This is a genomic window from Acidovorax sp. 93 (genome assembly GCF_003633835.1).
In the GTDB taxonomy this organism is placed as follows: Bacteria; Pseudomonadota; Gammaproteobacteria; order Burkholderiales; family Burkholderiaceae_C; genus Acidovorax; species Acidovorax facilis.
The window spans coordinates 4317407-4329299 of the sequence record NZ_RBIT01000001.1 but is presented as its reverse complement, the minus strand read 5'-3'; the positions used below and the strand labels follow the sequence as shown (position 1 = coordinate 4329299).

Here is an 11893-nt window from a genome sequence, read left to right as displayed (position 1 = left end):
AGAGGCGCTGCCGCTCGGTACCGACCGCCGGAGGCAGCCGCCTCTTGCTCGGCATCTCGCGCGGGGCGGCGCACCCGTAGCAGGTGCAGCGCCCGGGGTGGTCGCAGTCATGCCAGACTGTGGCCTGTGCTCAACGTAAAACACCTTTCTGCTTCTGCCGCACCTTTGCGGCCCCTGGCCAGCCCGGTGCTGGCGTTTTTCGTCGCCACGGTCATTGCCGTGGTGCTGGGTGGCTGCGCCTCGCCCCCGCCGTTCTATGCGGCGGCCGCGTCTGAATCACTGGTGAATGTGTACGGGCCGGAGGCTTCCACAGAGACGCCCACGGCGCCTGCACAGGCCAATGCACAGGAGGCTCCTGCAGCCACCCAGACGCCACCCCCTGCGGAGCGCTTTGCTCTGCGGCCCTTGCCAGGCGCTGATGGCGCCACGCTCCTGGCCCTCACGCGCAGCGAGCGCACCGCCTCGCTGCGCTATCGCGTGATCGTCATCCCCGGCTCCGGCTGCGCGGGCATGGGGCCGATTGCCGACCGCTACTTTGCCGGCCTGCTGCATGCCCAGGTGCTGGTGTTGCACAAGCCCGGCGTGGACCCGCAGGCGCGCACGGCGCCCGCAGACTGCGCACGCGACTTCGTGCAGCAAGACCGCCTCTCCAGCTGGCTGGCCCACGCCCGTGCGGCGTTGGTGGCCGATGCGCAGCAACGCGCGCGCGAAGGCGCACCCGCGCTGCCGCAACTGCTGGTGGGCATCTCCGAAGGCGCCGAACTGCTGCCCGCCCTGGCCCCCGAGGTTCCGCAACTCGCGGGCCTGGTGGTGCTGGCGTCCAGTGGCCTTGATCCGCAGGAGGCGGGAGCCCTGCAAGCCCAGCGCCTGGGGGCGCAAGCCGACTGGGAGGAACTGGGCCGCATGGTGGCTGGACGCCGCCCCGACAGTGCCGTAGCGCAGGGCCGCAGCCTGGGCTACTGGCGCGACCTGTGGAACTGGTCATTGACCCTGCCGCTGGTGCGAAGCCCCTGGCCGTTGCTGCAGGTGTGGGGTGGCGACGATGCGCTGGTGCCCCTTGCGGCCTACGAGCGTTTTGCAGAGCTGGCCTCCTTGCGCACCGTGCCCTATTGCGCGCGCCGCCTGGACGGCGCCAACCACGGCTTGCAGCGCGGTGCGGGGCCGCTCACAGACGGCGTGCAGCTGGTCTGGGCCTGGATCGAGCAATGGGCGCGCAACCCGGCCTCAGGGCTGTGCGCGCCACTGCTGGACCGGCCCCTGATGCTGTTGCCATCAGTGGGCGTTCCCTGAGCCAGGATCGCACCGCAGCCAGCTCCGCTGCTGCCGATGCGGTAAAAAAAGGACCCTCAGCCCGACGGTGGCCCTTGCGGCCCGGGAGGGACGGGATTGGCAAGGGCCTGCGCCTGTAGCCAGGCACAGAACACATCCAGCCGGGGCAGGGGGCCGCTGGTGCGGCGGCGCACCACGTAGTCATAGCCGGAGGCCACAAAACCCAGCGGGGCCACCAGCCGCCCCGCCAACACGTCGTCCATCACCAGATGCCAGGGGGCGACGGCAATGCCCAGCCCGCGCACGGCGGCCTCCAGCGTGAAGTAGTAGTGCTCGAACTCGGGCCCCGCCTGTGAAGGCGTGGGCAGCGGCACGGTAGCGCCCGCCGCTGCCCCCCACATGGCCCAGGCGTTGCGCCGCGTGCGGGTGTGCAGGCGCAAGGGAGCGAGGGCCGGGTCGGCCAGATCGGCGGACTGGCGCAGCGCCACTCGTTGCGCCAGTTCGGGGCTCAACACCGGGCCCAGGTGTTCGGGGAACAACCGTTGTTCCTTGCTGGTATCCCACGCCCCGGTGGCCTCTTCGGCAGTGATGGCCAGGTCGCCGTGCATGCGGCCCGCACCGGTGCCAGCGTCGGTGGTGCGCAGGCGCACCTCGATGCCAGGGTGCCGGGCCTGGAAGTCGAACAGCCGGGGGATCAGCCACTTCACGGTGAAGGTGCTGAAGCAGGCCACGTCCAGCGGCCCCCGGCGGGTGTCGCTGACCTCGCGCACCGCATCGGCGATGTGGGCAAAGGCGGTGGTCAGCACCGGCTGCAGCACATGCGCTGCCGGGGTGAGGGTAGGGCGGGCCTTGGTGCCGTCAAACAGGGCCACGCCCAGGTGCTGCTCCAGCTGGCGCACCTGGCGGCTGATGGCGCCGGGCGTGACTGCCAACTCGTCCGCGGCCGCCGTCATGCGGCCCAGCCGGGCGGCGGCCTCGAACGCGCGCAGGGCACTCAGTGGGGGCAGGCGGTGGCTCATCTATGTGATTTTAGAGCACATAAATTCAGCCAAATCATCGCTTTTCAATCAAAAAATTGATAGCAAAAATGGATGGAATTTCAAGCGATAGCTGCTTGAAATGCTTGCAAATTGGCAAGCGCTGGTTTGAATGTCTTTATTTGATTTGAATGAACATAGGAAAACTGATGCCCTTTATCCGCACCAACGTTCCGCAGGACACCCCCGCCGCCACGCGCAATGCCATCGTTCAAGGCATCCACCAAGCGCTGGTGGACGCCATCGGCATGCCGCCCGACGAGCTGTTCAACCTGGTGGCTGGCTACGCCCCCGGCGAATTTGCCTGCAGCCCCACCTTCAACGGCGTGGCGCGCTCCGACCGCGTGGTGGTGGTCGAGATCACGCTGCGGCGCGGGCGCAGCGACGCGATGAAGCGCACCCTCTACGCCGCCATTGCGCGCAACCTGCAGGCCACGGCGGGCGTGGCCCCGGCCGACGTGTTCATCTTCATGCACGAGAACGACTATTCCGACTGGTCCGTGGGCCACGGGCGGTTTGCGATGGACCTGGTGCAAAACAGCGCGGCAGCCTGAGCCGTGGCGCTCGCTACCGGGGCCGGAACATCCTGAACAACTGCTCCGGCCCCACCGTGAAATAGTCCGCCGGGCCGCCGCCGCGCAGGATGTGGCCGGCGTTCGCCGTGTCGTACACGCCGTCTTTCAGCAGCGCCTTGTCGATGTGCACGGCCACCACCTCGCCCAGCACCAGCCAGGTGTCCACCTGCATTCCGTCCGCGCCTTGCAGCTGCAGGATCTGCGTGCTGCGGCATTCAAAGGTGACCGGACTTTCGGCCACGCGCGGCGGTGCGACCAAAGTGGAGGGAAGGGGGGTGAGACCCGTCAGCGCGAACTCGCTGACCTCGGGCGGCACAGCGGCGCAGCTTTGGTTCATCACGTCGGCCAAATCGCGCGTGGCCAGGTTCCACACGAATTCGCCCGTCTCCTGCACGTTGCGCACCGTGTCTTTGAAGCCGATGCTGGCAAAGCCCACGATGGGCGGCACGTAGTTGAAGGCGTTGAAAAAGCTGTAGGGCGCCAGGTTGGTGGCACCTGCTGCGTTCTGCGTGGAGATCCAGCCAATGGGGCGCGGCCCCACGATGGCGTTGAACGGGTCGTGCGGCAGGCCGTGGCCCAGGCGGGGCTCGTAGCTGTGGATGTCATCGCGGCGGGGTGGGGCGGTGGTCATGGGGGTGCAGTGAGGTGGATGGGGATGTGCACGCTGCAGCGGGTGTTCCTTTCACCGCGCAGTCTCCGGGTCGTACATTACCTCCGGCTTCTGCGGGAGGCAGTCACCGGGATTCCAAAGATGCTACTAAAGTAATAGCTAAAAGCGCCTTATGGTCTAGCGCTAGGGGGCTATTTCTATCAAAAGGGGTGGCGCCCACTGGAGCAGTGGCTTTGGCGGTGATCAACACGTAAGACCGAAGGCCAGGGCTATCAGCCGCCCCCATGCCCGGGTGGCAGGCCGAAAAGGCTCCGCCCAAAAAAATGGACCCGCGAGGGGTCCATGGGTAGTCGGCGATTTCGGGTCACCGCCGAGGTGCCGGCAGCGCCTTATTTCTGGAACAGCACCAGCTGGGTCTCTGTCGGGGCCATGCCGCCCCTTTCGGCGTTCATCGTCACTTCGTAGCGTGTGCCGGGTAGCGGTATTTGCGATGTGAAGCTGAACGAGAAGTCACCGTTGCCATCTGCCTGCACACGCTGCGACAGCAATTCCTGGTTCAGGCCAAACGCACCGACGAGCGTGCCGACCGCATTCACCTTGACATCCACCACCGCGCCAGGCACGGTGCGGCCGCGCACGACCACGGCGCCTCTGTCCACTGTGGCATGGTTGGCGTGGCTGGTCACCTGCAGCTGCACCGTGGTGGGCGCGGCGTTCACTTGCGAAGCGATGTTGAAGGTCCAGTTCTGGCGCATGCCGTTGCCCACCAGGTCCCGGGCGGTCACTTCGACCGGATACCGGCCGGTGGGCAGGTCAGCGCGGTAGGTGAAAAACTGCGGCGTGACCTGCGAGGCGGACGTGACATCGCGACCCGCGATCACGATGCGAACGCTCTTGGGGTCTACACCCACACCACCGACGTCATCAAACGTGCCGGACACCGAAGTGGCCGCATTGCGCGGGACCGTTTCCCCGTCGCGCGGCGACACGTGGCGAATCACCGGTGGCTTGGCATCGGCGATCAAAGGCTGGGTCAGGGTTGACGAAACCGTGCGGTCCCCGACACGCAAGGTGGCGACCGTGGGCCGCGATGGCGCCAGGTTGTCCATGCGGCGGATGGTGTACGCGCCCTCATACACGCCGGGCGATACCTCGCGCATCGGCACGTTGTCGATGACACCGGGAATGTCGAAATCCGCCCGGCCTCCGGGCGCGCCGTTCAGCGTAAAGCGCAATTCCGCGCCGGGCTCCATCTTGTCAATGGGGGCGACAGAGAAACGGTCGATCTTCAGTCCGGGTGGCGGTGCGGCCACCACGTTCCGGTCACCAATGTTGGCCGGAAGCGTGTAGTTGCTGGTGATGGTGCGGTTGCGCACCTTCAGCGTGGCGCGCACGGCGCTGCCTTCATTGAGCCGGTCCTGGCGGCGGACTGTGTAGCTGCCCGTGTACACGCCCCGTTCGGTTTCCTGCAGCACGATGGCGCGGGGCACGCCAGCCACACGGAGCTGAACCTTGCCCCGCGGTGTGCCTTCTACCGTGAACTGCAGGTCGGCGCCGGCCCGCAGACCGTCGTCTGTCGCTACCTGCAGTGATCGCAATTCAGGGGCGGCGGGCTGCGCCATGACCGTACCTGGAACGACCATCAGGGCGCTGGCGATGGGAAGAAGCAGGAAAAGGGCTGCCACATGGTGGCGAATCTGTTTTGTCATGGGGTTCAAACCTGGTGCTACGGATGAACTCACTGTGGGCGCAACACATGTTTCCAAACGTAGGCGGGCAGCGACAAGTTCGAAGGACAAGACGCCGTTGGCGCGTCAGGAGCGCGCCGTTTTGAGCCCTTTCACGCGTGCGTAGACCGGTGGTGCAGCCTTGCACAGCCTCTATTGCTCAGGCGCCGGGTGTTGCTGCCCCAGAAACCGCCCCGGTGGCTGCCCCACCGACTTGCGCACCATCGCGCTGAACGCGCTGGGGCTGTAGCCCAGCTCGGCGGCGATCTGGCCCATGGGCATGCGCCCGGCAGCCAGCGACACGGCCTTGGCCAGGATGACCTGCTGGCGCCACTGGGTGAAGGTGCTGCCCAGTTCGGAACGGAACAGCCGTGCCACGGTGCGCGGGCTGGCGCCGGTGTCCTGCGCCCAGTCGGCCAGGGTTTCATGGCGCGTGGGGTCGGCCAGCACGGCCTCGCACAGGTGGCGCAGGCGCTTGTCCTGGGGCAGGTCCACGCCCAACTTCACGGCGGCGGCGCGGGCCAGTTCATCGCGGATGAGGGCGCTCAGGTGCTGCTCGCGCAGCCGCTGGGCGGGCGTGAGAGCGGGGCCGCCGTCGGGCGTGGTGGGCATCTCGCGCACCAGGGCGCGCAGCAGCTCGGACACCTCCAGCACGCGGCACTGGCGCCAGGCGTCTTCCTGGTCGCGCGGCACACCGGGGCCGCAGCGCCCCCGGGGCTGGTGAAAGTACAGCGTGCGCAGGTCGGCGTCTTCCACCATGGTCACGGCATGTTCCACACCGGGCGGAATCCACAGCGCGCGCGAGGGCGGCACGATGTAGGTGCCGTGGTTCACCGTGAGCCGGATCACGCCCGTGGTCGATATCGCCACCTGCGCCCAGGGGTGGCTGTGCGGCATCACCTGGGTGTCGGCGGCCAGCCAGCGCAGCTTGGCGCGCACCGGGCGCGCGGTGGTGGGCACAAACAGCTCGGGCGTGAGCGAGTCCACGTACGACAGGCCGCGTGGCTTGCCGGCCTGGGGGCGCGGCACGACCTGTGCGGCAAAGTGTTCCACCACCGGTTCGGTGGGCGCCGTGGGCGTGGCGGGCAGAGTGCGCGGGTTTGGCATGTTTGCGACAAAAGTTGTCTGCCTATCGTAAACCTGCCGGAGCTGCCCTGCCTAAGATCAGCCCATGACCGCTTCCTCTTCCTCTGGCACCCTCGCCAACCCTGTCCCGTTGCGGCAGGACGCCCGCACCATCGGCCTCGTTGGCCTGGCCCATGGCAGCTCGCATTTCTTCCACATGCTGCTGCCGCCGCTGTTCCCTTGGCTGATCGGGGAGTTTGGCTTCAGCTACTCCGAGCTGGGCCTGCTGGTGTCGGTGTTTTTTGTGATCTCGGGCGTGGGCCAGGCGCTGTCGGGCTTCATCGTGGACCGCGTGGGCGCGCGGCCGGTGATGTTTTTTGCGCTGTCGAGTTTTGCGGCAGCGGGCCTGGCGGCGGGCACCGCGCAGGGCTACTGGGGCCTGTTGCTGGCGGCCGCGCTGGCCGGGCTGGGCAATGCGCCGTTCCACCCGGTGGACTTCACCATCCTCAATAAGCGCGTGTCGCCCCAGCGCCTGGGGCATGGCTTTTCGGTGCACGGCATCAGCGGCAACCTGGGCTGGGCCACGGCGCCCGTGTTCATGGCGGGCATTGCCACGGCCACGGGCTCGTGGCGCACGGCCTGTCTGTGCGGGGGCCTGTTCGCCCTGGTGGTGCTGGCCATCATGGTCTGGAACCGCGATGCGCTGGACGACCGCCAGGGCGCCTGGGCGCACCAGGCCAAGGGCGGGGCAGGGGCTGCCAAGCCCGAGCACCCCATGGCCTTCCTCAAGCTGCCCTCGGTGTGGCTGTGTTTCTCGTTCTTCTTCTGGAGCACCTGCGCCCTGAGCGCCATCCAGAGCTTTGCCAGCCCGGCGCTGCAGTCCATGTATGGCCTGCCGCTGAGTATCACGGCCATGGTGGTCACCGGCTACATGCTGTGTGGCGCGGTGGGCATGTTGATCGGCGGCTTCCTGGTGGGGCGTGTGCAGCGGCTGGAGAAGATCATCTCGGTGTGCCTGCTCGGCTCGGCCGCGCTGCTGGTGGTGGTGGGCCTGGGGCTCCTGCCCGCCATGGCAGCCGTGGTGGTGGCTTCGGTGGCTGGCCTTGGCACAGGCCTGGCCGGCCCTTCGCGCGACATGCTGATCAAGCGCGCTGCGCCCCCGGGCGCCACGGGTCGTGTGTACGGTACCGTGTATTCGGGTCTGGACCTGGGCTTTTGCCTGGCCGCCCCGGTGTTTGGCGCCATGCTGGACCACGGCATGACCTCGGGCATCTTCTACGGCTCGGCCTTCACGCTGGCGCTGAGTGTGGTGTCGGCGGCGCTGGTGGGGGTGGGGGTTGCGGCACGGGCTGCCAGGCCCCTGGCGACGGCGGTCTGAAGGACGCTGGGGCAGCTACGGGCACTCCCGCCGCGCTGGCGAGGCTGTCGAGAGACAGGTCGAACGCGTTCTAATGCCAGGCTGAACGCGCGCCCCGCGTCGGTAGCCCCAGCCGGGGCTTGGCCGCAACGGAGCTTGCTGCTTTTGGTCACCAACCCTTCATTGCCCTGTTCGTACACACCCATGCGCAAGATTGCTTTGGAATCCATCGCGGCGGGCACCTTCGCTGCGCTGGCCATGATGCCGGCGGGCTGGCTCTTTCGGCTGCTGGAGATGCGCGTCGGGCACTACGGCCCCAAGTTTGCGGCCCTGTACCTTGCGCAGCCCGGGCCCGTCGCGCTATTCGTTCAACACCTGGTTCTAGGCTGGGTGTCTGCCCTTCCCCTGGTAGTGTTGCCACTGCACCGTATGGTCACAGGCGGGGCGCTGGGTGTGGGTGCTGTCTACGGTGCACTTTATTACGCAACCGTCAACTCGCTGGCGCTCCCGATCTACTTTGGTGATCCATTGCCCTGGAGCCTGGGGCTGGCCGTGGTGCTGCCGAGCCTGGTGGTGCACGTGGTTTTTGGTGTGGCGGTGGCTTTCGGAGTGCTGGCGATGAGGCGCAGGGGCGGGGGTGGACGTTAAATATCGTCGCGGTCGATTTGCAGCCGACGATCTCTCAGTCCGACAACTCTTAGGCTCCCGCATACTCCTGCCATGCCATTTCCCCTTGAAGAACGCCGCGCCTTGCTCAACGTGAAGGGCGTGGGGCCGACCGTCGTCGCTCGGCTTGAACAGATGGGCTTTGAATCGCTGGCGCATCTGGGCAAGGCCAATGCCCTGGACATTGTTTCCACGGCCTCGGCCATGGTGGGCTCCACCTGCTGGAAGAACAGCCCCCAGGCCCGCGCAGCGATCCAGGCGGCCATTGCACTGGCCCAGTCGCGGCCTGCTTGACCTTTCAGCTGCAAGCCTGGGTGGGGTGTGTTGCAATGCGGCCCGGCGATGGGGCAACAAGTGGCCCCTGCTGCTGCCTCACACCATTTCCAGGACACCCCATGACCCACCCCATCTACAACGCCAGCATCCCCGTCTTTCGCCAGATGCTGGGCTCCCTGAAAGACGTGCTGGCCAAGACCGAGGCCCATGCCACGGCGCGCAAGATCGAGCCGGATGCCCTGCTGCAGGCCCGGCTGTTCCCCGACATGTTCCCCATGGCGCGCCAGGTGCTGATTGCCTGCGACTTTGCCAAGGGCGTGGCGGCGCGCCTGGCCGGGGTGGAGGTGCCGTCCTTCCCCGACGCCGAGCGTCCCGGTTTCGCCGACCTGAATGAACGCATCGACACCGTGCTCACGTTTGTCGAAGGCCTGCCAGAGGCTGCGTTTGCCGATGCCGCCACGCGCCAGATCACCATCCAGCCCGGCACGCCGCGCGAAAAACAGTTCGTCGGCGAGCACTACCTGCTGCACTACGGCCTGCCACAGTTCTTCTTCCATGTGAACGCAACCTACGCCATTGCGCGGCACAACGGCGTGGAGCTGGGCAAACGCGACTACATGGGCAAGTACTGATCAGGGCCTGGGCGCAGACGGTCACCTCGGTGGCCGCTACTGCGCATAGTTCAGCGGCAGCGCCGTGGTGAACTTGATTTCTTCCATCGCAAAGCTCGAACTTACGTCTGACAGCGCCACGGCCTGCGTGAGCCGCTTGTAGACCGAATCGTAGGCGCGGATGTCGGGCACCACCACGCGCAACAGGTAATCCACATCCCCGCTCATGCGGTAGAACTCGACGATCTCGGGGATGCCCATCACGGCATCCCGCAGGGTGTCAAACCATTGCTGGTGGTGCTGGTTGGTCTTCACGGCCACGAACACCGTCACACCCACATTCACCTTGCGCGGGTCCACCAGGGCGACATGGCGGGTGATGTAGCCCTTCTCGCGCAACCACTGAATGCGCCGCCAGCAGGGCGTGTTGGACAGGTGCACGGCCTCGGCCAGCTCGGCCAGCGGCGTCTCGGCGTTGTGTTGCAGCATCGCCAGCAGCTGGCGGTCAATGGAATCCAGATTCTGTTTCAAGGGATATGTGAGAAATCGTTTCCCTTATTGGGCGTTAATCAGGGCATAAAAGCAAAGTTTTTTCAGGGCTGTCGTTACATACTGTCAAGGCATCGTTGGCACGGAATCTGCGTCAAGTTCCCGTAATTTCGCACCGTGCATCCACCCGGTGCGTGGTGCGCTGTCTGCCCATGGCACGCCGTTTCTGGCCCCTCCCGTCGCCCTTTTTTCAAGGATTTCATCCATGTCGCTTTCTGTTTTTCGACGCAACCCCTACGCCCTGGGACTGAGCATTGCCGCATTGGCCGTGCTGGCCGCCTGTGGCGGCAGTGACGGCCCCACCACCCCGGTGGCCACGCCTGAGCCCACCGAGCAGTACGTGCCGCCCGAGCCGCCCTCGGGCTACACGCCCAAAACCATCAGCTATGCCAACAAGGACATGGTGGCGGCGGCCAACCCGCTGGCGGTGAAGGCAGGTGTGGACATCCTGGCCAAGGGCGGCACGGCCACAGATGCCGCCATTGCCGTGCAGATGGTGCTGAACCTGGTGGAGCCGCAGTCGTCGGGCATTGGCGGTGGCGCCTTCATGCTGCACTACGACAAGGGCGCCAACAAGCTGCTGGCCTACGACGGCCGCGAGACCGCGCCCAAGGCCGCCACGCCCAACCTGTTCATCGGCGCCGATGGCAAGCCGCTGGCGTTTCTGGCGGCGGTGGACGGCGGCCTGTCGGTGGGCACGCCGGGCGTGCTGCGCATGCTCGAAGCCGCGCACAAGGCCCACGGCAAGCTGCCCTGGAAGGACCTGTTGGAGCCCGCCATCAAGCTCAGCGAAGAAGGCTTTGCGATCTCGCAGCGCATGAGTGTGTCCATTGCCGGATCGGCCGCGCGCATCAAGGCCCAGGGCGAGCCCGGATCCAGCTATTTCCTCAACGCCGACGGCACGGCAAAGGCGGCTGGCACGCTGCTCAAGAACCCTGAATTTGCAGCCACGCTCAAGGCCATTGCAGCGGGCGGTGCCGATGCGTTCTACAAGGGGGACATCGCCAAGGACATCGTGGCCAAGGTGGTCAGCCATCCCACCAACCCCGGCAAGCTCGCGCTCGATGACCTGAGTGATTACACCCACAAGGTGCGTGAGCCCGTGTGCGGCGTCTACCGTGTGCAGTACCGCGTGTGTGGCATGCCCGCGCCCAGCTCCGGCGGCATCGCGGTGCTGCAGACGCTGGGCCTGCTGCAGGGCTTTGACCTGGCGGCCATGAAGCCCAACACGCTCGACTCCGTGCACGTGGTGTCCGAGGCCTACCGCCTGGCCTATGCCGACCGCGCGCTGTATGTGGCCGACCCTGACTTCGTCAACGTGCCCCAGGCCGGCCTGATCAATGCCGACTACCTCAAGGAGCGCGCCAAGCTCATCAGCCTGCAAAAGAGCATGGGCGTGCCGGTGGCCGGCATCCCGCCTGGTGTCACGGGCGCCACGGGCAAGGACAGCTCACTGGCCCTGCCATCGACCACGCACATGTCCATCATCGACAACGCGGGCAACGCGGTGTCCATGACCACCACCATCGAGAACGGCTTCGGCAGCCTGCAGATGGTGCGCGGCTTCTTGCTGAACAACCAGCTCACCGACTTCTCGTTCACGGCCACCGACGCGGCAGGCAACCCCATTGCCAACAGCGTGCAGGCCGGTAAGCGCCCCCGCAGTTCCATGGCACCCACCATCATCTTCAACGCCGCCACGGGCGACCTGGAAGGTGTGGTCGGCTCGCCAGGAGGCAGTGCCATCATCCAGTACACCGCCAAGACCATCCTGGGCATGACGGACTGGGGCCTGAACGTCCAGCAGGCCATCAACCTGCCGAACTTCGGTGCGCAGACCAACGCCACCACGTCCATCGAAAAGGGCTCGCTCATCGACACCGCTGCCATCCGCGACGGACTCAAGGCACGCGGCCACACCGTGGCGCAGACCGACTCCTTCACCAGCGGCCTGCATGGAGCGGTGTTCAACGGTGTGCGGTCCAACGGCAATGCGGGCCTGCTGTCGCGCAACCCAGGTGCGGGCACCTATGCCGGCGGCGCCGATCCCCGCCGGGAGGGGATTGCGCTGGGCAACAACTGAGCTGCGCAATGTGATCGGTGGCGGCTCCAGAGCAGGGGCTGCGCTGATACTGACGAAGGCTGCCGGGT

General features: G+C 66.5%; 12 protein-coding genes. 7 read left to right on the top strand and 5 right to left on the bottom strand.

Going from position 1 to position 11893, the window contains the following annotated elements; genetic code table 11:
• Positions 1-126 precede the first annotated feature (126 nt).
• Positions 127-1290 carry an alpha/beta hydrolase gene (locus tag C8C93_RS19750; protein ID WP_233559518.1) on the top strand — a complete coding sequence of 388 codons (1164 nt, stop codon included), beginning with the start codon at positions 127-129 and terminating at the stop codon, positions 1288-1290.
• A gap of 56 nt (positions 1291-1346) precedes the next feature.
• Here C8C93_RS19750 and C8C93_RS19745 read toward each other — a convergent pair whose 3' ends face one another.
• Positions 1347-2288 carry a LysR substrate-binding domain-containing protein gene (locus C8C93_RS19745; RefSeq protein WP_121508007.1) on the bottom strand — a complete coding sequence of 314 codons (942 nt, stop codon included), beginning with the start codon at positions 2286-2288 and terminating at the stop codon, positions 1347-1349.
• A 167-nt stretch (positions 2289-2455) separates the two neighbouring features.
• Here C8C93_RS19745 and C8C93_RS19740 point away from each other — a divergent pair, with 167 nt between their 5' ends.
• Positions 2456-2860 carry a tautomerase family protein gene (locus C8C93_RS19740; protein WP_121508006.1) on the top strand — a complete coding sequence of 135 codons (405 nt, stop codon included), beginning with the start codon at positions 2456-2458 and terminating at the stop codon, positions 2858-2860.
• 13 nt (positions 2861-2873) lie between these two features.
• Here C8C93_RS19740 and C8C93_RS19735 read toward each other — a convergent pair whose 3' ends face one another.
• The 3 genes from C8C93_RS19735 to C8C93_RS19725 all read right to left on the bottom strand — a co-directional run bounded on the left by C8C93_RS19735 (position 2874) and on the right by C8C93_RS19725 (position 6325).
• A complete protein-coding gene (locus C8C93_RS19735) occupies positions 2874-3512 on the bottom strand; it encodes a flavin reductase family protein (protein WP_121508005.1) in 639 nt (212 codons plus the stop codon).
• A gap of 368 nt (positions 3513-3880) precedes the next feature.
• Positions 3881-5200, bottom strand: a complete 1320-nt coding sequence (locus C8C93_RS19730) for a hypothetical protein (RefSeq protein WP_121508004.1) — start codon at positions 5198-5200, stop codon at positions 3881-3883.
• Between the two features lie 171 nt (positions 5201-5371).
• Complete coding sequence (locus tag C8C93_RS19725; protein ID WP_121508003.1) at positions 5372-6325, bottom strand: helix-turn-helix domain-containing protein; 954 nt, start codon at positions 6323-6325, stop codon at positions 5372-5374.
• 64 nt (positions 6326-6389) lie between these two features.
• Between C8C93_RS19725 and C8C93_RS19720 the strand changes: the two genes are divergently transcribed.
• The 4 genes from C8C93_RS19720 to C8C93_RS19705 all read left to right on the top strand — a co-directional run bounded on the left by C8C93_RS19720 (position 6390) and on the right by C8C93_RS19705 (position 9214).
• Positions 6390-7661, top strand: coding sequence for an MFS transporter (locus C8C93_RS19720; RefSeq protein WP_121508002.1), 1272 nt, complete (start codon positions 6390-6392; stop codon positions 7659-7661).
• 183 nt (positions 7662-7844) lie between these two features.
• Complete coding sequence (locus C8C93_RS19715; RefSeq protein ID WP_121508001.1) at positions 7845-8288, top strand: hypothetical protein; 444 nt, start codon at positions 7845-7847, stop codon at positions 8286-8288.
• Positions 8289-8360: 72 nt separating this feature from the next.
• Entirely contained in the window at positions 8361-8600 is a 240-nt protein-coding gene (locus C8C93_RS19710) for a hypothetical protein (protein WP_055395781.1), read from the top strand.
• A gap of 101 nt (positions 8601-8701) precedes the next feature.
• Positions 8702-9214 carry a DUF1993 family protein gene (locus C8C93_RS19705; protein WP_055395783.1) on the top strand — a complete coding sequence of 171 codons (513 nt, stop codon included), beginning with the start codon at positions 8702-8704 and terminating at the stop codon, positions 9212-9214.
• 36 nt (positions 9215-9250) lie between these two features.
• On the opposite strand, the gene C8C93_RS19700 is transcribed toward C8C93_RS19705, so the two are convergent.
• Positions 9251-9712 (bottom strand): Lrp/AsnC family transcriptional regulator, encoded by a 462-nt coding sequence (locus tag C8C93_RS19700; protein ID WP_055395804.1) that lies wholly within the window; start codon positions 9710-9712, stop codon positions 9251-9253.
• 235 nt (positions 9713-9947) lie between these two features.
• Here C8C93_RS19700 and ggt point away from each other — a divergent pair, with 235 nt between their 5' ends.
• A complete protein-coding gene (ggt, locus tag C8C93_RS19695; protein ID WP_121508000.1) occupies positions 9948-11825 on the top strand; it encodes a gamma-glutamyltransferase in 1878 nt (625 codons plus the stop codon).
• The last annotated feature ends 68 nt before the right edge of the window (positions 11826-11893 follow it).